The sequence below is a fragment of the Bradyrhizobium sp. CCBAU 51745 genome (assembly GCF_028128715.1).
In the GTDB taxonomy this organism is placed as follows: Bacteria; Pseudomonadota; Alphaproteobacteria; order Rhizobiales; family Xanthobacteraceae; genus Bradyrhizobium; species Bradyrhizobium manausense.
On sequence record NZ_LBJP01000008.1, the window covers coordinates 113474 to 135114 of the forward strand.

At 64.1% G+C, this 21641-nt stretch carries 27 protein-coding genes; 16 read left to right on the plus strand and 11 right to left on the minus strand.

All coding sequences use genetic code 11. From position 1 onward, the window contains the following. Positions 1 to 81 precede the first annotated feature (81 nt). Entirely contained in the window at positions 82 to 1101 is a 1020-nt protein-coding gene (locus XH98_RS11270; protein ID WP_271618628.1) for an acyltransferase family protein, read from the plus strand. Here the strand turns inward: XH98_RS11270 and XH98_RS11275 are convergent. After that, a complete protein-coding gene (locus XH98_RS11275; protein ID WP_271618629.1) occupies positions 1062 to 3143 on the minus strand; it encodes a methyl-accepting chemotaxis protein in 2082 nt (693 codons plus the stop codon). The genes XH98_RS11270 and XH98_RS11275 overlap by 40 nt on opposite strands. Before the next feature lie 108 nt (positions 3144 to 3251). Beyond that, entirely contained in the window at positions 3252 to 3689 is a 438-nt protein-coding gene (locus XH98_RS11280) for a DUF1810 domain-containing protein (protein ID WP_271618630.1), read from the minus strand. A gap of 194 nt (positions 3690 to 3883) precedes the next feature. Here XH98_RS11280 and XH98_RS11285 point away from each other — a divergent pair, with 194 nt between their 5' ends. The 6 genes from XH98_RS11285 (at position 3884) to XH98_RS11310 (ending at position 7625) form a co-directional block, all read left to right on the plus strand. Next, complete coding sequence (locus XH98_RS11285; RefSeq protein ID WP_442868574.1) at positions 3884 to 4846, plus strand: DUF2778 domain-containing protein; 963 nt, start codon at positions 3884 to 3886, stop codon at positions 4844 to 4846. A gap of 66 nt (positions 4847 to 4912) precedes the next feature. Next, a complete protein-coding gene (locus XH98_RS11290) occupies positions 4913 to 5170 on the plus strand; it encodes a hypothetical protein (RefSeq protein WP_057757683.1) in 258 nt (85 codons plus the stop codon). A 280-nt stretch (positions 5171 to 5450) separates the two neighbouring features. Further along, on the plus strand, positions 5451 to 6149 hold the full coding sequence (gene minC / locus XH98_RS11295; protein ID WP_057757680.1) for a septum site-determining protein MinC: 699 nt from the start codon (positions 5451 to 5453) through the stop codon (positions 6147 to 6149). Between the two features lie 19 nt (positions 6150 to 6168). After that, on the plus strand, positions 6169 to 6984 hold the full coding sequence (gene minD / locus XH98_RS11300) for a septum site-determining protein MinD (protein WP_057757677.1): 816 nt from the start codon (positions 6169 to 6171) through the stop codon (positions 6982 to 6984). Next, complete coding sequence (gene minE / locus XH98_RS11305; protein ID WP_220003415.1) at positions 6981 to 7262, plus strand: cell division topological specificity factor MinE; 282 nt, start codon at positions 6981 to 6983, stop codon at positions 7260 to 7262. Before minD ends, minE begins: the two co-directional genes overlap by 4 nt. A gap of 177 nt (positions 7263 to 7439) precedes the next feature. Beyond that, entirely contained in the window at positions 7440 to 7625 is a 186-nt protein-coding gene (locus XH98_RS11310) for a hypothetical protein (protein ID WP_271602932.1), read from the plus strand. A 62-nt stretch (positions 7626 to 7687) separates the two neighbouring features. Here the strand turns inward: XH98_RS11310 and XH98_RS11315 are convergent, their stop codons facing one another. From XH98_RS11315 to XH98_RS11330, 4 genes are all read right to left on the minus strand, one after another. Then, positions 7688 to 7936: a hypothetical protein gene (locus tag XH98_RS11315; protein ID WP_057757668.1), complete on the minus strand. Its 249-nt coding sequence runs from the start codon at positions 7934 to 7936 to the stop codon at positions 7688 to 7690. A gap of 101 nt (positions 7937 to 8037) precedes the next feature. Beyond that, the gene (locus tag XH98_RS11320) at positions 8038 to 8430 is read right to left on the minus strand and encodes a hypothetical protein (RefSeq protein ID WP_271602931.1); all 393 of its coding nucleotides are present in this window, start codon (positions 8428 to 8430) and stop codon (positions 8038 to 8040) included. A 99-nt stretch (positions 8431 to 8529) separates the two neighbouring features. After that, positions 8530 to 8760 (minus strand): DUF6894 family protein, encoded by a 231-nt coding sequence (locus XH98_RS11325; RefSeq protein WP_057757659.1) that lies wholly within the window; start codon positions 8758 to 8760, stop codon positions 8530 to 8532. Positions 8761 to 9187: 427 nt separating this feature from the next. Next, positions 9188 to 10255 carry a hypothetical protein gene (locus XH98_RS11330; protein ID WP_271618631.1) on the minus strand — a complete coding sequence of 356 codons (1068 nt, stop codon included), beginning with the start codon at positions 10253 to 10255 and terminating at the stop codon, positions 9188 to 9190. Positions 10256 to 10580: 325 nt separating this feature from the next. Here XH98_RS11330 and XH98_RS11335 point away from each other — a divergent pair, with 325 nt between their 5' ends. Both XH98_RS11335 and XH98_RS11340 read left to right on the plus strand, forming a co-directional pair. Continuing rightward, entirely contained in the window at positions 10581 to 11177 is a 597-nt protein-coding gene (locus XH98_RS11335; protein ID WP_167354021.1) for a L,D-transpeptidase, read from the plus strand. Positions 11178 to 11325: 148 nt separating this feature from the next. Next, entirely contained in the window at positions 11326 to 11547 is a 222-nt protein-coding gene (locus XH98_RS11340) for a hypothetical protein (protein WP_271602929.1), read from the plus strand. Here XH98_RS11340 and XH98_RS11345 read toward each other — a convergent pair. Together XH98_RS11345 and XH98_RS11350 are read right to left on the minus strand one after the other, a co-directional pair. Then, on the minus strand, positions 11544 to 11978 hold the full coding sequence (locus tag XH98_RS11345; protein ID WP_271602928.1) for a COG4315 family predicted lipoprotein: 435 nt from the start codon (positions 11976 to 11978) through the stop codon (positions 11544 to 11546). The two genes, XH98_RS11340 and XH98_RS11345, sit on opposite strands and share 4 nt — an antisense overlap. 120 nt (positions 11979 to 12098) lie before the next feature. After that, positions 12099 to 12569: a MarR family winged helix-turn-helix transcriptional regulator gene (locus tag XH98_RS11350; protein ID WP_271602927.1), complete on the minus strand. Its 471-nt coding sequence runs from the start codon at positions 12567 to 12569 to the stop codon at positions 12099 to 12101. A gap of 103 nt (positions 12570 to 12672) precedes the next feature. Here XH98_RS11350 and XH98_RS11355 point away from each other — a divergent pair, with 103 nt between their 5' ends. The 5 genes from XH98_RS11355 to XH98_RS11375 all read left to right on the plus strand — a co-directional run bounded on the left by XH98_RS11355 (position 12673) and on the right by XH98_RS11375 (position 17047). Next, on the plus strand, positions 12673 to 14595 hold the full coding sequence (locus tag XH98_RS11355) for an FAD-binding monooxygenase (RefSeq protein ID WP_271618632.1): 1923 nt from the start codon (positions 12673 to 12675) through the stop codon (positions 14593 to 14595). 139 nt (positions 14596 to 14734) lie between these two features. Continuing rightward, positions 14735 to 15727, plus strand: coding sequence for an SH3 domain-containing protein (locus XH98_RS11360; RefSeq protein ID WP_271618633.1), 993 nt, complete (start codon positions 14735 to 14737; stop codon positions 15725 to 15727). Between the two features lie 226 nt (positions 15728 to 15953). Next, on the plus strand, positions 15954 to 16181 hold the full coding sequence (locus XH98_RS11365) for a hypothetical protein (protein WP_271602924.1): 228 nt from the start codon (positions 15954 to 15956) through the stop codon (positions 16179 to 16181). Positions 16182 to 16435: 254 nt separating this feature from the next. Next, positions 16436 to 16642: a hypothetical protein gene (locus tag XH98_RS11370; RefSeq protein WP_057757642.1), complete on the plus strand. Its 207-nt coding sequence runs from the start codon at positions 16436 to 16438 to the stop codon at positions 16640 to 16642. Positions 16643 to 16711: 69 nt separating this feature from the next. Beyond that, positions 16712 to 17047: a hypothetical protein gene (locus tag XH98_RS11375; protein WP_271602923.1), complete on the plus strand. Its 336-nt coding sequence runs from the start codon at positions 16712 to 16714 to the stop codon at positions 17045 to 17047. Positions 17048 to 17142: 95 nt separating this feature from the next. Here the strand turns inward: XH98_RS11375 and XH98_RS11380 are convergent, their stop codons facing one another. Both XH98_RS11380 and XH98_RS11385 read right to left on the minus strand, forming a co-directional pair. Next, complete coding sequence (locus XH98_RS11380) at positions 17143 to 17487, minus strand: DMT family transporter (RefSeq protein WP_271602922.1); 345 nt, start codon at positions 17485 to 17487, stop codon at positions 17143 to 17145. 207 nt (positions 17488 to 17694) lie between these two features. Then, positions 17695 to 18360, minus strand: coding sequence for an O-methyltransferase (locus tag XH98_RS11385; RefSeq protein WP_271618634.1), 666 nt, complete (start codon positions 18358 to 18360; stop codon positions 17695 to 17697). Between the two features lie 97 nt (positions 18361 to 18457). Here XH98_RS11385 and XH98_RS11390 point away from each other — a divergent pair, with 97 nt between their 5' ends. Together XH98_RS11390 and pdxY are read left to right on the plus strand one after the other, a co-directional pair. Further along, a complete protein-coding gene (locus tag XH98_RS11390; protein ID WP_271602920.1) occupies positions 18458 to 19102 on the plus strand; it encodes a TetR family transcriptional regulator in 645 nt (214 codons plus the stop codon). A 52-nt stretch (positions 19103 to 19154) separates the two neighbouring features. Then, positions 19155 to 19967, plus strand: a complete 813-nt coding sequence (pdxY, locus tag XH98_RS11395) for a pyridoxal kinase (RefSeq protein WP_271618635.1) — start codon at positions 19155 to 19157, stop codon at positions 19965 to 19967. Between the two features lie 8 nt (positions 19968 to 19975). Here pdxY and XH98_RS11400 read toward each other — a convergent pair whose 3' ends face one another. Further along, positions 19976 to 21331, minus strand: coding sequence for a hypothetical protein (locus XH98_RS11400; protein ID WP_271618636.1), 1356 nt, complete (start codon positions 21329 to 21331; stop codon positions 19976 to 19978). Between the last annotated feature and the right edge of the window lie 310 nt (positions 21332 to 21641).

Consider the following 21641-nt stretch of genomic DNA (forward strand, 5'->3'; position numbering starts at 1 on the left):
GCCGTCAGCGATCCGCTGGGCTAATCGTTCCGCACAATGGCCGCGTATCGCGATACTGCATTTCTGCCGCGACTTGAAGCTATGCGCGGGTTTGCGGCCGTATCAGTGCTCGCGTTCCACGCCTGCATGCAGTCCTGGGAGACGATTGCAACCGGAATGGCGCCGGTCGTTGTCTTCTTCGTGCTCACTGGTTTCCTTCTCTCGCGATCTCTGGATCGCGATCCTGATCCCCTCACATTCGTCCGTCACCGGCTGTTCAGGCTGCTGCCGGCGGCAATTGTGACCGTGCTGCTGCTGACGCTGGCGTATCGAAGCAGCGGCTTCTACGTGGGCTTCCTGCCCTCGTTCGACCCGCTCAACATTGTCCTTAATGCGCTTCTCATCAGGAGCGACATCAACGGGGTGATGTGGTCCCTGACCGTGGAATGCGTCGCAATTCCCGTGATCCTGATCTCGCATGCGCTGCTGAGGCGTCATGGCGCGACGCCGGTTTGGATCGTGGTCGGCTTTCTCGTCGCGATCTCGTTCTGGGGACCTTATGTTCACTTATTGGGTGGCTTCACCAATCTTGCGCCACTCTATGCCTTCGTCGTCGGCTTGCTCATGCGATCGGGCGGGAACTTGCTTGTCGGAGGAGTGCAACCGTCTCGGGCAAATGTCGTCGTCGCCACCGCTTTTGTCGTGATGCTTGTTGTCGCGGTCCGGAAGCAGACCGCAGTAACGATCGCGTTCGAGACGCTCTGCGCGTCTGCGCTCGTCTGCTTTTCGGCCTTCGGCCCCGACAAGCTCGCAACGCTGCGGCCGTTCGACTTCGATGTCGTCCGGTTTTACGGGCGAATATCGTACAGCTTCTATCTTCTTCACACGATCGGACTTGCGATCGCTGTTCGCCTGTTGCCGTTCGACCTGCCGCCGACCATCCGTGCAGCGGCCCTGGCCGTGGTCGCCTTATTGATCACAACGCCGGCGGCATGGCTGATGTGGCGCTTTATCGAGGTGCCCTTCATCGAGTTGGGACGGCGACGGATGGTGGCAAAAGAGCGCCTGACGGATGGGCTGCTTCAGGCAGACCTGACTTCACCGAGGAAGCGGTCGAACTGACCGGCGAGGTCGCGGGACTGCGTCGAGAGCTGCTCGGCGGCGCCGAGAACGTCCCTCGCAGCGCTGCCTGTATCACCGGCGGCGCGCTGCACGCCCGATATGTTGGCGTTGACCTCCTGGGTGCCGCGCGCGGCCTCCTGGACACTGCGGGCGATCTCCTTGGTCGCCGAGCCCTGTTCCTCGATCGCGGCCGCAATCGCGGTGCCGATCTGGTCGATCTCGGCGATGACGTCGGCGACGTTGCGGATCGCGGTTACGGTCTCGTCGCTGGCGGTCTGGATCGCGGTGATCTGCTCGGAGATCTCGGTGGTGGCCTTGGCGGTCTGGCCGGCCAGCGATTTCACTTCGGATGCGACCACAGCAAAGCCGCGGCCAGCATCGCCGGCGCGCGCGGCCTCGATGGTGGCGTTGAGCGCCAGCAGATTGGTCTGCTCGGCGATGCTCTGGATCAGGGTGACGACGTCGCCGATCTTCTGCGCGCCCTCGGCAAGCGCACGTGCGGTGTCGCCGGTGCGGCGGGCGTTGTCGACGGCGCGGGCTGCAATCTCGGTCGATTGCGCGACCTGGCGGCCGATCTCGGCGATCGAGGAGGTCAGCTCCTCGGTCGCGCTGGCGACCGTCTGCACGTTGGTCGAGGTCTGCTCGGAGGCGGCGGCGACGACCGCGGCCTGGCTGTTGGTCTGGGCCGCCGTCGAGGTCATCGACTGCGCGGTGCTCTCCATGATGGAGGAGGCCTGCGATAGGCCGCCGACCAGCTCGCTGACCTTGGCCTCGAAGGCGCGGGTCAATTCGTCGAGCGCCTGGGCACGGCGCATCTTGCCGTCGTTCTCGGCCTGCTTCTCGGCGGCGAGCCGGTCGGCGCGGATCATGTTGTCCTTGAAGACCTGGACGGCGGCGGCCATCGCGCCGATCTCGTCGGAGCGTTCGGCGCCGGGAATGCCTTCGGCAACCTCGCCGTCTGCAAGTCGTGACATCCGGCTCGTCAGGCTGACGATCGGGGCGCAGACGCGGCGGCGGACAGTCACGATGAGACCTGCGCTGGCGATCAGCACGGCGAGCAGGCCGACGAGGGCGATGGTGAAGCTGGTGCGGGCGGCGGTAGACGCGCCGGCCAGAACCTGCTCGGCGTTGTCGTAGAAGGCGTCGCGGACATCGATGATGGTGGCGAGACCGCGCTGCGTCGAGGCGAAGTAGGTCTCCATGTCGCGTTCGTACTTGCCGGTGACTGCACCGTCCTTCACGAGCTTGAGCTCGCGGCCGAACTCCTCGACATAGACCGCATTGAACTTCTCCAGCGCAGCGGCGACGTTGGCCGGGGTGGCCGGGTTGCCGCGCAGTTCCTGCAGCGACATCACGATCTGGTCGTTGCGGCCCTGCGAGCGGGCGATGTCGGCCTTCTCGGCGTCGGTCGCGGGCTTCTTGCCGCCGACGAGGTTCTTGTGCAGGCTGGAGTTGAAGCCGCCGACGTCGCGCAATGTCATGGCGATGTTCGCGTAGCTCGCCTGCCGGTAGGCGTCGCCGTTGAGGATCGCCATGCGGCGGACCTGCTCGTTGAGCAGCACGGTCACGCCAGAGTTGAGCACGGCGTTGTCGGCGACGATCTGCTTGGCCGCGTCCTTGCGCGCATCGGCCGGACCGCTCAGCGCCTTGTCGATGGCCTCGCGGAGCGACATGAACTTCGCATTGATACCGTCGATGTTGCTGCCGATGGTGGTGCCGTCGTCGAAGAACGCAGGCAGCTCCCTGCGCAGCGCATTCATCCTGTCGCGGGCGCCGTCGGTCTGCTTGCGCAGCTTGTCCTGCTCGGCGAGCAGCGCGGGATCGATGGTCGCGGGCCCGTAGAGGATGTTGGTGGAAAAGCCGCGCTCGGGATTGAGATAGCGCGGGATGTCGCTGACGGCGCGGACGATCGCGAGCCGGCCCTGTGCCTCGGTGATCCGCTCCATCGTCTGGTACTTCGTCACGGCGACATAGACGGCAAGGCCGCCGCCGACGGTCGAGAGCGAGACGATGGCGGTGGTCAGCAGCGTACCGATTTTCATGATTGGTCCGGCAATGGGCGCGGGGAGAGAATGATTTTCTCCGCGCAAAATAGGAGGAGCCTGTTAACCGCCGGTTTACGTTGCCACTCACGCCGGCAGGTGCGCCGGTTAGGCCTTTCGATCGACAGCTGCCAGGATCTCCAGCGTCGCATCATCGCGCTTGCCCGCGAAATATCTGGCGAGCGCTTCGTCGAACACGGGCTCGTCGGATACGGCGCCGAACAACGTCATCGACGAGCGGAATTTGGCATCGTCAGGCGCGCCGAGAATCGCGTTGATGGTTCGTCCCTGCACGGCGAGGACGAGGCGGGTGCATTCGATCAGGCGTGAACCGAGGACGGGATGGGCGAGATAGGCCTCGGCCTCCGCCCGCGACCCGATCGCGTAACGCTGCGACATGGCGCTGAAGCCGAGGCCGGCGATTTGCGGAAAAACGAACCACATCCAGTGGCTTTGCTTCCGGCCCTGGCCCAGCTCCGCCAAAACGGCGCGAAAAACCGGCTCTTGGGCCTTCAGGAAGCGCTCTAGATCGAAAGGATCGGTCATAAGATACCTCCGGGAGGGCTTGCCGGCCGCGATTATGCCTAACTTTTGGCTCCCAATGTGGTAGCTGGTATAGAGAGTCTCCGGGTGGGGGTTGGGTCCCCCGGGGGTGTCGATTTGGGGATCTGATGGTTTCCGACCGCGTACGCGCCGACAGGCCGTTGTCGCGCCGCCGTATTGGGCGAGCCGAGACGGTACTGCTGTCCATGGCTGCGATCGCGCTGGCGCTGGGTGCCGCCGCGTGGGTCGCGGATATCGGCGTTTCGGATTCGGCCAACTCCAGCGCGCTGGTGACCGCCGCACTGCCGCCGGCCAATTCTCCTTCGTTCAATGATCGTTTCGCCTCGCTGTCCGGCAACAATCCGCCGACGCGCGAACTTGGCCTGCAGACCATGGAGCGCTCCGCCCTGAATGCGGTCCAGCTCAAGCTGCGCGATGCCAAGGCGATGCTGGCCCAGAAGCTCCAGGGCGACGACTGGCGTTCGACCTTGATCGAGCCCGCAACCGAAGAGACCGCAAAGCCCCCGCAGCGCGCCGATGCCGTGCCGATGCCGCGCTCGCGGCCGGTCCAGGCGGACTTCAGCGCGCAGATCGCCTCGAGTCAGGCCTATGCCGAAGCCAAACCCCGGGTCGACAACCGCAACTTCTTCGAGAAGTTCACCGACAAGATCAGGCTGGCCTCGCTGAACCCCGGGGACGGCCTGTTGGGCAGGGCGCCGGATCTCGCCGCGCTCGGCTACGATTCGAAGACGGCGGTCTACGACATCAAGGCCAAGGCGCTCTATTTGCCGAGCGGCGTCGCGATCGAGGCCCATTCGGGCATGGGCGCGCTGATGGACGATCCTGACCATGTCGACCAGCGCATGGTCGGTGCAACCCCGCCTGCGACTTACGACCTCAAGCCGCGCGAAAAACTGTTCCACGGCGTGCGGGCGCTGCGCATGACGCCGACCGACGGCACCAGCGCGCTCGGCCGCGTCGGCCTGCTCACCCACACCTACATGCTCGGCCCGCGCGGCGATTCCAATGGCTGCGTCTCGATCAAGGACTATGATCGCTTCCTCAAGGCTTACGACAATGGCGAGTTCAACCGCCTGGTCGTGGTGCCGAGCCTGAGCGGTGCGACCACCGCCTCGCAGCGCGCCAGCACCGACTCCTGACATTTGTCAGGTGCGGCCGGCCTGCCGTTTTCCCTTCATTAAGCCGTTGTCGTTCAGAAGCAGCCCATGAGTGATCCACAGAGCTCCGAGACCCCGCTGCGCACGACGTTCAAGATCAAGCTGAACGGTGACACGCTGGCGATCGCGACCGTCGGCCAGGCCTATCAATTCCTCACCAACTTCAAATCGGTCGAGTGGATGGAATTCCGCTCGCTGCATGAAGAGGCCATCGCGGCGCTGGAGGGCGCTGCCGGCAACGCCATGCTCGCGGTCCAGGCGACCAATGCCGTGCGCGCCTTGTTCGTGAGCGCGAAGCTGCTCTGAGCGTTGCCTTCGCGGTCTTCGATGCCCGGATGTAGCCCACGGGGCTACGCCCTCGCTCTCGTAGGGTGGGCAAAGGCGCAAAGCGCCGTGCCCACGATCTCTCTCCGATCGCACGCGGAAGGTGGGCACGCTTCGCTTTGCCCACCCCACGGGTTTCGAGCGCCTGGCCCGGGCGCTCCTTCACGCCTCATCCAACGTAACCCCACGGAGAAATTAACCGGACATTAACCACATTGGCTGCATCGTTAACCATTCAATAACGGGGAACGAGTCGGCCACCATGGAGGCTGCAGCAAAAGTCCAACGCCAAATGGTGCGCCTGCGCGGGCGCTCCTACGTGGCCTTCGTCTTCGTGCCGACGGTTCCGATCCAGGACTGGCTCCAGGAAATCGACACCACCATCGCGCGCTCGCCAGGGTTCTTCGCCGGCCGGCCCGTCGTCATCGATCTGTCCTCGGTCGATCTCAGCCAGTCCGGCATCGGTCATCTGCTCACCAGCCTTCAGGACCGCAACATCCGCGTGCTCGGCATCGAGGGCGTGGAGGAGAGCCGGTTGACCCCGTCGATGCCGCCGTTGCTGTCGGGCGGGCGGAGCTGCGTGATCGAGCCGACCGCGCCGAAAAAGCCGCAAGCCAAGGTCGAGACCAAGCCGACCTCGCTGCTGCTCGAGAGCCCCGTGCGCTCGGGCCAAACCGTGATCTTTCCCGAAGGCGACGTTACCATTCTGGGCTCGGTCGGCTCCGGCGCCGAGGTCGTTGCCGGCGGCTCCATCCACATCTATGGCGCGCTGCGCGGCCGCGCCATGGCGGGCGTGAACGGACACACGAGCGCGCGCATCTATTGCCAGAAGATCGAGGCCGAACTGCTTGCGATCGATGGATTTTATCAGACTGCGGACGACATCGACAGCGCCTTGCGCGGCAAGCCGGCCCAGGCCTGGCTGCAAGGCAACACCATGCGAATTACTGCGCTGAACTGACCAGAAGGAGAGATTTGAAATGGCCAAAGTACTGGTCGTGACATCAGGCAAGGGCGGCGTCGGCAAGACGACCACGACCGCCGCATTGGGGGCGGCGCTGGCGCAACGCGGCGACAAGGTCGTCGTCGTCGATTTCGACGTGGGCTTGCGCAACCTCGACCTCGTGATGGGCGCCGAACGCCGCGTGGTGTTCGACCTCATCAACGTGGTGCAGGGGGTGGCAAAGCTCCCGCAGGCGCTGATCAAGGACAAGCGGCTGGAGAATCTCTGGCTGCTGCCCGCCTCGCAAACCCGCGACAAGGACGCGCTGACGGAAGAGGGCGTCGGCAAGGTCATCGCCGATTTGCGCAGCCGGTTCGACTGGGTGATCTGCGACAGCCCCGCCGGCATCGAGCGCGGCGCCTCCATGGCGATGCGCTTTGCCGATGAGGCCGTCATCGTCACCAATCCGGAAGTCTCCTCGGTGCGCGATTCCGATCGCATCATCGGCATGCTCGATTCCAAGACGGTGCGGGCCGAGAAGGGCGAGCGCGTCGAGAAGCATATTCTCATCACGCGCTACGATCCCTCGCGTGCCGCGCGCGGCGAGATGCTGACCATCGACGACATCCTGGAAATCCTCGCAACGCCCTTGCTCGGCATCATCCCCGAGAGCCAGGACGTGCTGAAGGCCTCCAACGTCGGCACGCCGGTGACGCTGTCGAACGCGGAAGGCGCACCCGCGCGGGCCTATATCGATGCGGCGAGGCGGCTGTGCGGCGAAACGGTCGCCATGCAGGTGCCGACCGAGCGCAAGGGTTTCATGGATCGACTGCTGCGACGGAGGGCTGCATGAGCATGGGTCTGCTCCGGCTTCTCCGCGGCAACAAGGCATCCGCACCCGTCGCGCGCGAACGGCTGCAGATCCTGCTGGCCCATGAACGCGGACTACGCGGCCAGCCTGATCTGCTCGGCGTGCTGCGTGAGGAAATTCTGGCTGTCGTCTCCAGGCATGTGATGCTGGATCCGACCAAGGTGATCGTACGGCTCGAACGCGGCGACGAGGTCTCGACGTTGGAGGTCGATATCGAGGTGCCCAACGATTTCGAGCGCAAGAAAGTGGCGGTCGGGTAGGGGTGCCCGGCCGACGCCGCTCCCATTTGGGGTGGGTGCAAAGGCGGTCCGCTGGGCACAGCGGGCCGCCTTTGTCGTTCGCATGAGCGGGAACGAGACGCGCTATTCGATCGTTGTCAGCAAGCCCGCGGAGCGCCGAGCCGCGCGCCGCGGTGTCCTCATGACGGGAGAGCACCCATGATGTCCGAGGTCCAGGTCCATACCATCGCCCGGCAAATGCTGGAGAAGCATGGTTTCTCGGCGATCGCCAAGGCTGCCGAACAGGCCCAAGCCTGCGAGGGGCGTGGGGAGGCTGACGAGGCCAGGGAATGGCGTCACATCGCCGATGCCATGAAGATCATGCGCGGCCCGGCGCACAGCTGAGCAGCGTCAGCTCCTTCAGGTTCCATCCTTATGTCGAGGACGCGGCTCGCATGATCCGCGGCTCAGCGTTCGCCTTGCTCAGCGCCTTGCGGCGCCGGCTTGTGCTGGGTCTGCGGCTGCGCCCGCTCGCCGGTTTCCTTGCACGGAAGCGGCTCCCACGATCCGTTCGCTGCCTGCTGATAGGCGCTGCAGGACGAAGAAGTCGGTTTGTCCTCGCCCTTCTGGGCGTCGGCATTCTTCGCGACGGCTGGGGCGGTCAGCGCGGCGCCGATCGCGAGAGCACTTGCGAAAACAACATGGGCAATTCGCATGGGGATCTCCTGCTCGAAGACGCCGCATGCTGCCGAGGAATGTGACGATTATTTGCCGCGCCGGCAGTTCGATCCCAGTGTCGTTAACGGCGCAATAGGGCCTAGCCGCCCTTGCTGCGGATCACACCGGCGAGGTTGGTCTTCTGCTTTTCGCACCAATTGCTCATGCCGAGCCGACGCTGGTCGAGGTCGGTCATCTGGGTTGCGACCGCGACCTCCGCCATGATGTCGTCGGCCTGCTTCTCGCCCATCTTGCCGCCGGTGTGCATCCAGGCAATCGCCTTGCGCACCTGCTCGGTGGTGCCGTCGGGCAGCTGCATCTGCTGGGCCTTTTGCACCAGATCCTGATAGACGACATCAGTACCAGGGCACTCGACCTTGGCGGCGAAGGCCTGCAAGACCATCGTCACATAGTTCGAGCGGGTGTGATCATCAGCTGCCCGGGCTGGAGCTGCGATGAGCAACAGGCCTGCCAACAGCAAAGGGGCGCGCATCCCTGGGTCCTCCTCGTTTTCCGGGGAGGCTAGCGTCCTGCGGGCCGCTCCGCAATGGTGGCGGGGCGCGATTGTCGCGTGCGCGTGCGGTGCAGACGCTTAGCGCCGCCAGGCCGGCACGGGATCGAGCGGGGTGCGATAGACCTCTTTGTGATCGCGATCGGTGACGCGCACCGAGCAACCTTTCCGCTGCAGCTCAGGCTTCACCTGCGACAGCTCGCTTGCGAGTTGAACGGCGCGATCGGAGGCGACCTCGATATCTTCGAGGATGATTCCGCCCTGGTTCTTGAACTCTTCACCGTCAACGAGATCGAAGGAGTAGTACGGCATCCGAATTCCCCGGTGTGACGACCCAAATCTTCACCAAGAAGGCTTCAACGGAAGTCTTCGACACAAGCTGGATCATAGCACTGAGTCGATCTCTAACCGAGAACGGAGCGCGCAATCTCTGTGCGTATGGCGCAGAAATGATGTGCAACGTTCGAGCGCTTTAAGATTTTATTAAATATGTCCACATGATCATAAGGCATGGAATTGCAGCAGAACCGGGCTCCGGGAACCGGCAGCTGCAAGAGAAGGCCGGCGGCATAGATCCCGACGGCCTTTTCTCTTTTTGTTGAGTCGCGCATCCCCGTAGTTGCACGGACTCACATCATCACATCATCACATCATCACATCGAACAGGACAGCTTGCGTCGTTCGATTGGTTGAGGCTCTCAAGCGCGATGAGATCAGGATGAATCGTCATCATCATGCTTTAGCGCAGCGGCATCGGCGGACGCACGACGGGTCCGTCGTCATCGGCGACAGCTTGCGTCGTCGCGACCGGCGGTGCCATCGATGGCGGCGGCACCGCGGCAGCCTGTGAAGGCGGCGGTGGTGCTGATGGCGCCGGCGCATAAGCCGGCGCGTAGGTGTGCGATACCACGGGCTTCGGTTTGCGAACAGGCGGCATCGGCGCCGGACCGCGCGGCGGCAGCGCCGACACGCGCGCGGGCGAGGTGACCGGTGGTTTCGCCTCAGTGATCGGCTTGGGCGCTGGCGGCTTCGCCATCTCGCGCACCATCTGTTCCTGACCTGCCTTCAACTCGGCGATGTTGGCCTTCAGCTGCTCGATCTGCTGCGCCATCGCGGCGATGTCGCGCGTCATCGATTCCACCGAAGACGCGGCATCGGTTGGTGTTGCTGCTGGTGCGGCACTTGCCGCCGGTGCGGCAGCGGCCGTCGCGACTGGCGGTGCAGCGGCTTGATCGGTAGCCTGATCCTGCGCGGCGGATGGCGTCGCCTGCGGGGCTGCGACCGGTGCTGTCTGCGCGGCTGCGACCGGTGCTGTCTGCGAGGTCGAAGGGAGCAGCGACATCAGGGCCGGTGTCCATTCGGCGAGCATCTGCGTCGCAGTGTCGCCGTGCCTCTCCCAGGCGATGGTCGCGGCGGCGCTGCCGCCCGCAAACAGAAACGTCACGAACGCGCCGCGCAGCCATTTGCCAGCCGCCGATCGCTTCGGCCTGATGTGATCATCTGATGCGGTGACGCGGACTGCGGTGTCGACCGAAGGTGCAGCTGCTTGGGGCGCCACTGCCGGCGGCTCCGAAACGGGGCTGAACTTCGGCTCGATCGTCAATTTCCGGTCCAGCGCGAATTTCGGCTCGGGGCGAGCCGTGAACTCCGGTGCCAGCGTGGGCGCCTGGCTGTTCACGCGCGATGCCCTGATCACATCGGGCGAAATCTGTACTGCATCATGCGGATCGTTGTCCTTGACCGTGTCCTTGACCGTGTCCTTCACGATCTCATCGACGATCTGGCGGCTGTTCAACGTCGCGAGCATCGCAGCTCCTTTGACCCCTTGGTCGTCCGCATTGGCGCGAGCCGATCTGTTGCATGAGCCCATCCGAGCTCCGAGCCCCACGAGTCCAGCCGGGTTTGACCAAAGCAAGGCGAGGCGATGGAGACATCGCGACCGTCTTCTGCCAGATGTGGTGATGGAACCTGATATGCCGAACACGGCCAATTGTTCCGCGTTGCCTTGTTTTCAGCACGATTTGGGCAGCATCTGAGGCTGCTGGGGGTGCTATCCGCTAATCGGGGGGCCGGCGGTGCCAAGATCTCTCCTCGTTTTGTTCGCCATTGCGCTGCTGCCGCTCGGCGGCTGCATGCAGACGACTCTCTCGCCATCGACGGATGCGAGCATGACCGCGCGCGACCGTCAGTTGCTCGCACACACGCCTTACGCCCAGGCAAACGTGCCCGAGCAATATCTTCGTCACATCGTCGATTATCCGCGCAAGGAGCAGCCGGGCACCATCCTGGTCGATACCAATGCGCGCTACCTCTACTACGTGCTGCCCGACGGCAAGGCGATCCGCTATGGCGTCGCGGTCGGCGAGGAGGCGATGGCCTTCTCGGGCGTTGCGCGCGTCGGCCGGCTGGCGGAATGGCCGGACTGGGTGCCGACCCCCGAGATCCAGGCGCGATTAGGGCCCTATCCGGCGCGCGTGCCCGGCGGTCCCGCCAATCCGCTGGGTGCACGTGGCATCTATCTCTATGTCGGCAACAAGGACACGCTCTATCGCATCCACGGCACCAACCAGCCGGAATACATCGGGCAGGCGATCTCGTCGGGCTGTATCCGGATGCGCAATGAGGACGTGATCGATCTGTTCGACCGGGTGAAGCTCAACGCGACCGTCGTGGTACTGCCGCCGGGCCAGAGCGCGCAGATCGAGTCGGGGCCGAGCTGGCACGGATAAGGCAACCGATCTGACCTGTCACGTCGGTCGGCATCACCGAAGCTTGATGGCCCGCCGGGCGAGGTGACTGCCGCAAGGGTGAATTGCTTCACAGGCGTTTTGCTGCAGGTGCGCTATGCCTCCATGGCTCGTTGCCATTGGAGGCATCATGCAGAATTTCATTGAGCAATTTGACGAGAACGATCGCCGCATCGTACGCAGTTGGCGTTGGGCCGCGCTCGGTTTCTACGGATCGATCCTGGCCGGACTGGTGCTTTACGCGGCGTTGAATTGGACGCCCGAGGTGAATTACGCCGCGGTCGATGCCACGGCTCACGCCAAGCTTGCGGGCGCGCCGAACGCTGGCGAACGCGCGCCGTTCGCGCCTTAATTGTCAGGCCGCGCTATGCGCCATTGCAGCGTCGTGGCGTTGCCGTTGACATCGCCCGGCGCCTTGTCGGCCGGTGACGTGTAGAGTGGGCGATAGCGGTACGCCCACATCTTGCTGCCGTCTGCACGATCGATCACGGTGAAATCGCCGATGGGCTTGGCTTCGGCGGTGGCGGCGAGCGGCACCCAATTTTCGGTGCACTTGCCGTTGCAGTTCGACGTCTTTCCGTTGGTGTCGCGCTCGTAAGTGTAGAGCGTCATCCCCTTGAGATCGACGAGCTTGGGGCCCTGCTTGGTCAGGACCACCCTCGCGGGCGCCGTCGTCGCCTCGGTCTTCGGCGGAGGAGGGGCTTCGCCGCCGCCGTGCCCGTTCGCGAGCGCATGGCCGGCGGACAGCACGATGATTGCGGTCGCAATGACGAACCTGGACATCCGAAACTCCAAACGGCAAAGTTAATCGCGCGTTAAGCGCCGAATTGGCAGCGACGGTAGCAGCCGAAAGTTAGTTCCAGGTTTCGCCGCTCTGCGGCATCTACGTAATCCGGGAACTGGTCACGCCTTGAGATCGACCTCACGCAACGGGGCGCGGCTAAGCTCATTGCCGGCGGCGATGGCCTTGCGCAGCAGCCGCATCAGTTCCTCTCCTTCCCTGGCGCTGAGGCCGCGCAGCATGATCGCTTGGGCGGATTCAACCGCCGGCGTGATCTTGCGCAGCGTGCGCCGGCCCTCGTCGGTGATCTCCAGCGCGCGGGCGCGGCGGTCGCGGGGACTGGCGCGGCGCTCGACAAGGCCCTTCTGCACCAGGCGATCGACGACGCCGGTGATGGTGGTGCGGTCATAGGCGATCAGGCCGGCGAGCGTGACCTGGTCGAGTCCCGGATTGGCCTTGATGGTCGCAAGCGCCGCATACTGCACCGGCGTGAGGTCGAACCCGGCTTCGCCGACCTCGGCCAAGAATACCGCCACCGCGATCTGCTGAAATCGCCGCGCCAAATGGCCGGGCATGTCGTTGTTGTCTTTCACCGAATTCTCCGTGAGGGCAGGGACGGTCGCGGATGATTGACGAGTATACTGATAGTCAGTATACTGATCAATATTGAACAAGTCGTCGACGGGAGAGGTGTGCATGCAATTCCATCTCAATGGATTCCAGCCGGGCGACCCTGAAATCGCCGATCCCGCCGAGCGCGTGCAGGCCGGAGGTGCCGAGGGCGCCGTGCCAGGCGAGGTCGATGTCCTCATCGTCGGCTGTGGCCCTGCCGGCCTGACGCTTGCAGCGCAGCTCGCGCAGTTCGCCGATATCAAGACCTGCATCGTAGAACAGAAGCCGGGCCGGCTCACCGTCGGCCAGGCCGACGGCATCGCCTGCCGCACCATGGAGATGTTCCACGCCTTTGGCTTCAGCGAGCGCGTGCTCAAGGAAGCCTATTGGGTGAACGAGACGACGTTCTGGAAGCCGGACGAGCACAGCCCCGAGAAGATCGTCCGCAGCGGCCGTGTGCAGGACGTCGAGGACGGGCTGTCGGAATTCCCGCACGTCATCCTCAACCAGGCGCGCGTTCATGACGGATTTCTCGACGTCATGCGCAAATCTCGGGCCAAGCTCGAACCCTATTACAGCAGGCGCCTGCTCGACCTGCAGGTCGATCCGGCCGCAGGTCCCGCCGATCATGCGGTGACCGTGCGCCTTGAACGTGGCGATGCGGCGAACGAAGGCAAGGTCGAGACCATCAAGGCACGCTACGTCGTCGGCTGCGACGGCGCGCGCAGCACGGTGCGCAGATCGATTGGCCGCGAGCTGCATGGGGATTCCGCCAACCACGCCTGGGGCGTGATGGATGTGCTGGCGGTCACCGATTTCCCCGATATCCGCTTCAAGACCCTGATCCAGTCGGCGAAGGACGGCAGCCTTCTCATCATTCCGCGCGAGGGCGGTTATATGGTTCGCATCTATGTCGAGCTGGCAAAACTCGATGTCGGCGAGCGCGTCGCAAGCCGCAACATCACGGCTGACGACGTCATTGCGAAGGCGCAGCGGATATTGAAGCCGCACACGCTCGACGTGAAGGAGATCGCCTGGTGGTCGGTCTACGAGATCGGCCAGCGCCTGACCGACAAGTTCGATGACGTACCGGACGCAGAAACCGCGACGCGGCTGCCGCGCATCTTCATTGCCGGCGATGCCTGCCACACCCATAGTCCGAAGGCCGGGCAAGGCATGAACGTCTCGATGCAGGACGCCTTCAATCTCGGCTGGAAGCTTGCTGCGGTGCTGCGGAAGCAGAGCGCACCAAGCCTGCTGCATTCCTATTCGGCCGAGCGGCAAGCGGTGGCAAAGGAGCTGATCGATTTCGATCGTGAATGGGCCGGGATTTTGGCCTCGGCGGCGAAGGCCGGCGGGGCCGATGCGGCGAAGACGCAGGATTATTTTGTCAGGCATGGCCGCTACACGGCTGGCACGGCGACGCACTACGCGCCGTCGATCCTCACCGGCACGGCCGCGCATCAGCATCTCGCGAAAGGCTTCGTCATCGGCAAGCGCTTCCACTCGGCTCCAGTGATTCGGCTCGGGGACGCCAAGCCCGTTCATCTCGGCCACGCGGCGCAGGCCGATGGCCGCTTCCGCCTCTATGCATTTTCTCCGGCTGAGAACCCTGCAATGACGGGGTCGGCGATTCATGCCCTGTGTAATTTTCTTGCGGGGTCCCGGGAATCTCCGATCCGGAGATACACTCCCGTGGGCTCCGACATCGACAGTGTCATCGACCTGCGCGCAGTGTTTCAGCAAGGCCATCGCGAGCTTGCGATCGAGGCAATGCCCGCGCTGCTCCTCCCGCGCAAAGGACGCTACGGTCTGCTCGACTACGAAAAGATGTTCTGTCCTGACCTCAAGAGTGGCCACGACATTTTCGCCATGCGTGGCATCGACCGAAAGGCCGGCTGCATGATCGTGGTGCGGCCGGACCAGTACGTCGCGCAGGTGCTGCCGCTCAATGATTTTGCCGGGCTCGCCGGGTATTTCGACGGCTTTATGCTGCAAGCGAACTGAGGTTTTGCTCCGCTGATGAATGGCGGATGAATATTGAACCAAGCCCAGCGCGGATCTCAATCTTTTGGCTGATGCGACGCTCGCGAGCGGAACGCTTTATTCCGCTTGCGCGTTCCGCCTCCCAGAGGAGGACTTCGCCATGAGACTGAAAACCGCTTTAGTTGCCGCATTGCTGCTTGCCCCGACCGCTGTATTGGCCGCGCCTGGGATCGTCACCGTCTCGACGGGCTTGCGCGCCGGTCCGGGTGCGGGCTTTCCGCTGGTCGATCGCATCCCCGAGGGCGCCCGTGTCAACATCCATGGTTGCCTGCGCGGCCATGCCTGGTGTGACGTGAGCTTCTCCGACGACCGCGGCTGGGTGTCGTCGCAATATCTCGAATATCTCTATCGCAATCATTACGTCTATCTCCCTGATTATGCCGACGAGGTCGACGTGCCGGTCGTTCCCTTCGTGCTGAGCTCGTACTGGTCGAGCTACTACGAAGGACGTCCTTGGTATCGCCGTCATGCTTACTGGGATGGCTACTGGACGTCGCATGAGCGCTTCGCGACACGGATGACGATCGATCCGCGCGCCGCCCGCATCGGCCGTGCGGCGACGCGCGATGCTGCGATCGCGCTGGGCCGCGATGCGCACGTCAAGGGCAATGTCGCGGTCTCCGGGCGCGACGCCGTGACGGCGCGGCATGATGCGACCATCGCCAAGCGCGAAGCTGCGGTTGGGATCGACCGGAATCGTACCGAACGAAGCCAGCGTATCGTCAATGAGCGCGCCGCCGTGCAGGCGCGCAATCCCCGCGACGCGCAGGCACGCATGATGCACGAACAGGCGGCGAGTCGTGCCGCGGTGCGTGCGCAGCCCATGTCGCGTCCACATGAAACGGCGCGTGCACATGAAGCGCCGCGCGTGGCAGCTGCACCGGCGGCGCGGCCTACGATGCCGCACGTCGCTCAGCCGAATGTCAGCCATGGCGCGCCGATGAATGCGCACGCGCAGATGCCGGCGCCGCGAGCGGCCGCACCTGCGCCTGCGATGGCGCATCCCGGCGGCGGTGGTGGCGCTGCTCCGCACGTCAATGCCGCTCCCGCTCCACACGGTGGCGGCGCGCCGGGCGGCCACGAGAAACACTAGGATCCGCGAACGAAAGCCCGGCCTTCGTGCCGGGCTTTCTTTTTGGCGCGGCGCGGGTTCCGGCCGCGTACAATTTAAGAAAGTTCTTCGCGCACAGATTTCATTGATCGTAATATCTCTATTCAAAGCTGTAAGCGTCCACTCGGGGCAGCGGGGCTACGGGAGGATGATGACGATGAGACAAAACCAGGCGGAGTCGCGCCGCCAAAGTGTCGCGAAGCGGTCGATGACGAGAGAGGCCAAGCAGCTGGCCGGCTTGATTGCCGGCTTGCGCGAATCCCTCGACGGCATCCACAAGGAACGGGCGAGCGCAAAACTCTCCAGCGCGCAGATGGGTATGCTCGACGAGCGTCGCAACAATTTGCTGCTCACCATTGCGGCCCTGGACGACCGTCTATCGGCTGTGCAGGGTCTGATAGATCTCGGCCGGCCACATGTGATCCGCGTCCACTAAGGCGGAGCCCGGGTGCTATCGGTTCTGTCGCGGCGGCGATGGGCCGGAGCCCGGCTGGCGGCTTGGTACCTGCGCGTCCGCAGGCGAGCCTTCGAACCAGCTTCTGGCAGGCAGAATCACATTCACGATGCAGCACATCACGAGGCGCCTTCGCTCGGCTCGAGCAGGGCGGCTCACAATGCTGCCGCGGATGGCACCAAATTGCCACGCTCCCGGCGAAATGCCGCCAAAGGCGGCTGCCACGACGAGATCGGGTGCGGGGCAACGCTAGGGGATGTACATTGGCCTATAAAATGATCGCAGAACGCGACAATGAGAAGTACAGTTTTGCCCGCGAGAGCCGATTGCTCATCGTGGCAAAGGCGAAGGTTTGGGCAAGCGAAGGGTGGCGCGTTGTCATCACCGATCAGGACGGCAAGGCCTACGCTCCGCCGGAGTTCGATCGATTGCTGGCGGCTTGACCGCAGCACGGGCTGGGGACGACATTGAGATTGCTATTTCGACCGGGGCGCGAGGTCATCGCGCCTCTGATGATTCTTGGAATCTTTGCCGCGGCTGCCGCGGTGCTGACGACGCCGTTTGTCTCCGCGCAAAATCTCGACGCCGGCAAATCGCCCGAAAAGCTGTTCGCCGACGGCTGTGCAGCCTGCCATCGCAGTCCCCGCGGGCTTGCCAAGGGGCGCTACACCCTGACGCTGTCCTGGTTCCTTCAAGATCATTATTCGGCCGGCCCGGATACGGCGAAGGCGCTCGCGGCCTATCTGGTATCAGTCGACACGCCGCCTCCTGGCCCTGCGGCGAAGCCCGGATCCAAGTCAGCAAAATCCAAACCGCGTCCGCCCAAGCCTGCTGTGCAGGGCCAATAGTCGCCTGACTACTGGCGGCGATAGGTCTGTGCGATCAGGCGGTCGTGCACGGCGCGCAGATCGGTGGGTCGTTTCACCATTTTGATTCGCCGGCATCAATGCGCCGTGGTCTGGGAGAACAGGTTGATGACGACGACGCCTGAGACGATCAGGGCGATGCCGACGAAGGCTGCAGCGTCCAGCATCTGGCGGAACAGCACGAACGAGACGGTGGCGGTCAGGATGATGCCGACCCCACCCCAGATCGCATAGGCAATGCTCAAGGGGATCACCCGGATCGCGACCGACAGCGCGTAGAACGAGGCGACGTAGAACAGCACCATTGCCAGTGTCGGCCACGACCGCGTGAACTGTGCGGACTGCTGCAAAAAGGCCGATGCCGTCACTTCGAACACGATAGCGAGGGCAAGCGCAGCATAGGAGGTGAAAGCGGAGGTCATTGCGATCTCGAGCGTGCGCGGGAAAGATATCGCGCGATAGGTATGTTCAGCACGCGCAACATGGCTTTTGTGTCGAGAGCAGCTATCACGTGTGAATGACGAGCCTGCGACAAGGCGAACCTGAAGACCTCCCCGGCCGACGACACCAAGCCACCGCGCGACGAATCGTACGGCGGCTCCGGGATGCGCGATATGTTCGATGCGGTTCTAAATGATCCGCACGGAGAGCTCGACATCCTCTGCGAAGGGTGTGGACATGTAGCCGCTGCCGGGCGCGCGCACGCGCGCCAGATAATCGGGGCTGTCGTCGGCATTGTCCGCCACGATGATCGCGCCCGGCTTCAAGCGATCCTCGACCAGATCGAGGATTTCTGGATAGAGCGCCTTGGCGCCGTCGAGCAGCACGAGATCGATCTGATCGGGTAGATCGACGCTCAGCGTCTTCAGCGCATCACCTTCGCGGATTTCGACCAGATCAATCAGCCCGCCGTCGCTGAGATTGTCGCGGGCCCGCGTAACCTTGGATGGTTCGAATTCGCTGGTGATGAGGCGTCCGCCACCATTGTCGCGCAAGGCTGCAGCCAAATGCAGGGCCGAGATGCCGAACGAGGTGCCGAATTCGATGATCGTGCTGGCGCGCGCGCTGCGCGCCAGCATGTACAGCAGGCTGCCCGTCTCGCGCGAGACGGCGAGTGGTGCGTCCTTCAGGCGGGCGTAGAGGTCGCGGTAACCCGTCTTGCTTCGCGTCATCTTGACGCGTTCGGCGTCAGTCACACCGGCGAAGGCGGCTCGCAGGTCGCCGCGCGCTGCTTCGTCCTGGTCGAACAGACGATCCAGCAGCGGTGCCAGCGATGTGATTGTCGGGGTGGTCATTTGGTATCTCCAGGTTCAGGGCAGAGCGCATGCTTGCGTGCGAATGGAAATACGACTAATGCATCGCATTTCCTATTCGCATTCCCCTGGAAGCGTTATGGCCGATCGTCGAAGCCGTTCAGTTTCCTCACGAAAACAGCCGCAACAGGCGCGCTCCAACGAGCTCGTTGCGGCGATTCTCGATGCCGCGGTTCAGGTTCTGGCGAAGGAGGGCGCACAGCGCTTCACCACCGCGCGGGTGGCTGACAGGGCCGGGGTGAGCGTTGGCTCGCTCTATCAATATTTTCCCAACAAGGCGGCGATCCTGTTCCGCCTGCAAAGCGACGAATGGCGCAGCACGAGCGAGCTTCTGCGCGGCATTTTGGCTGATGGGACGAGGCCGCCACCGGCGCGGTTGCGCGCGCTGGTGCACGCCTTCATTCGCTCGGAATGCGAGGAGGCCGCGATCCGCGGCGCGCTCAGCGATGCCGCGCCACTCTATCGCGATGCGCCCGAGGCGCAGGAAGCGCGCGCGGCGGGCAAGGGCATCGTCGCGGCCTTCATGCGCGACGCGCTGCCAAACGCGCCGGAGGCAACGCGCGAGCTCGCCGGGGAGCTGATCAAGACGACGCTGACTGAAATTGGCAAGCGCTTCTCGGAGACATCGCGCAGCGAGGCGGAGATCATCCGTCACGCCGACGGGCTGGCCGACATGTTCTGCGCCTACCTCAACGAGCTGGCGCACCGCGGAGGTCATTCCTGACATCCGTGGGTGCACTTGCCACCTCAGGCTTTTGATCTTACGGAGCTCTTGCATGCTCGTCATTTCGATTCAAAGCCAGGTCGTCCACGGCCATGTCGGCAACAGCGCGGCGGTTCACGCCATGCAGGCCGAGGGCGTGAACGTCGCCGCGGTGCCAACGACGCTGCTGTCGAACCATCCGCGTTACCCGACTTTGCGCGGACGGGTGCTCGACGCAGAGCTGGTCGCCGATCTGCTGAGGGGCGTCGAGGAACGAGGCCTCGTCGATGAGGCCGCCGTGCTCGTCACCGGCTATCTCGGCTCACCCGACAACGCCGTCGTCATCGCCGATTTCGTCGAGCGAGCGCTGGCGCGCAATTCCAGGCTGGTCTATCTCTGCGATCCCGTGATCGGCGACGACGATCGCGTTTATGTCGCCGACGGAATCCTCGATGTGGTACGGCACCGCCTGGTGCCGGCGGCGCACCTGATCACGCCGAACCAGTTCGAGCTCGAGCTGCTCTCCGGCGTCAAGATTGCTGATACCGAGGGCCTGCGCGCCGCAGCGGCCGCGCTGGCGGGGCAACGCCGGATCGACGTCGTCGCCACCGGCTGCACGCTGGCGGACACGCAAGCGGGGCAGGTGGAGACGATCCTGTGTGCTGACGGGCAATTGTCGCGCTTTGCGACGCCGCGCCTGCCGATCCGCCCCTATGGCACCGGCGATCTCCTGACCGGCCTGATCGCGGCGCGTCTTGCCAAGGGCACGGCGATCGAGGCGGCGGTGCGGCTTGCGGTCGAAACTATTTTTGCCGTGCTCGTTCGTACGCAAGCGGCAGGATCGGCGGAGATGCGTCTCGTGCCGCTGCCCGTATCAGGCACTTAAGGTCCGGATCAAGTCGTCCGCTTCCCGGCCGATTGCGCCGATTTTTGCGATTTTGCAGAAGCCCTCTGCTCGCGTGCAGCCTGCGCCTTGGAGCGCTTGGCGCTGGCCACAACGCGCGCCTTTTTCGATTTGGTGTTGGCGGCCTCCTTGCGGTCGGTCGCGATGCCGCGCTTGGAGATATATTCCGGGCCATCGATCGGGCCGACATGCGGCGGATCGTGGTCGAGATAGGGCCGACCGATGCCGAGCGCCTTGCCGTTGGCGTCGACCCATTTCCACAGTACTTCCGTCGAGGTCCAACGCTGCGCGCGGTTGTTGCCCTTGGTGCTGACGATGTCTGCTGCGAGGCCGTGGCCGTAGCCACCGCGAAGGCTGCCGCCGTGATAGGAGCGGTTGGACGCCGCCTTCAGGCCGCTCGCAATCTCCTGGCGGTAATCGTCACGGAACGCGCTGGTGATGCCGGGCGACAGACCGGCAGCTTCCGCAGCAAGTAGCATGCGGAACAGCTTCTGCTTGAAGCTCTTGTCCATGCCGCCGATGACGTAGTCCATCAGCGGCATCTTGGCGTGCTCGGCCGCCTTCGGATCCTTCCAGGTAAAATCCTCGTCGACGAGCTTCGTGAAGCTGCGCATCACGGTGACCATCTTGCCCCTGCGCTTGATGGTGACGGCACGGCGGTCCTCGACCTTGATCGAGTCTTCCTTCGGCGTGCGCTGGTAAAGCGCCCAGAGATAGCGGTCGATGCAGGCATCCATCGAGAAGCATTCGTCGAGCACGGCCACCGTGTCGGCAGACGGCGAGGCCTTGCTCTCGGACACGGGCCCGCTCGCGATGGCGGCGGGCGACAGCGTCTCCTGCGGCACGACGTCGCCGGGATCGGCAGAGGCGAGCTTGATTGCGGGCTCGGCCGCGGGTGCAGACTCATTCGCGGCGGACGCGGCATCGTTGGTGACGGCCGCAGTTTCGTTGATGACGGCCGCAGCTTCGTTGGCGACGGGGGCTGGTTCGGGCGCGATCTGCGGCGCGGGCGAGGCCGCAGGCAAGACCTCGGTCGGATCGGCCGAGGCGAGTTGGACGGCGGGGGCGGATGCTTCGGGCGGTGGCGGTTCGACGATCGCCAGGGGTGGTGTGGCAGCCGCGGCGATGTCGGCGGTCAGCGCGATACCATCGTCGATCGTTGCGGCACGCGGGATGTCGGCAAGCTCGAGACGGGTGAGATCTTTGGCGCGGGAGACGGCGGCTGCATTGGCGCCGCTGTTCTCGATCAAGGCGGGGGCATAAGCAGAAAGGGAGAGCGCCAGCCAGCCGACCATCACGGCCGAGGGGCACGCAACAGCCACAAGAAGAGACTGCCGATCATTCATGATCCCTGCCTCCGAGGTTCGCGAACGAACCAGATTGCATAGCCAAGTACGCGGCGGGTCAATTGTTTGAGAGATGATGTGGCAGCGCAATGGCGCAAATCTCCCAAATCGGGCTTTTCAAGCCGGTGTTGCGCAAATGCAACTCGGGTTCCCCGAGGTTCCCGTGGCGCCGGGGCGTTGCGTCTCGATGCGCTGACTGAGAATTCCTCCGCGCAAAAATGCCTGATCGCGCGCGACGTGTGTACCGCGGTTCAAAACGAGTGTGATCTGCTTAATAGTTGTTTTGCTGATCGCGGCGCTTGATGCGCGC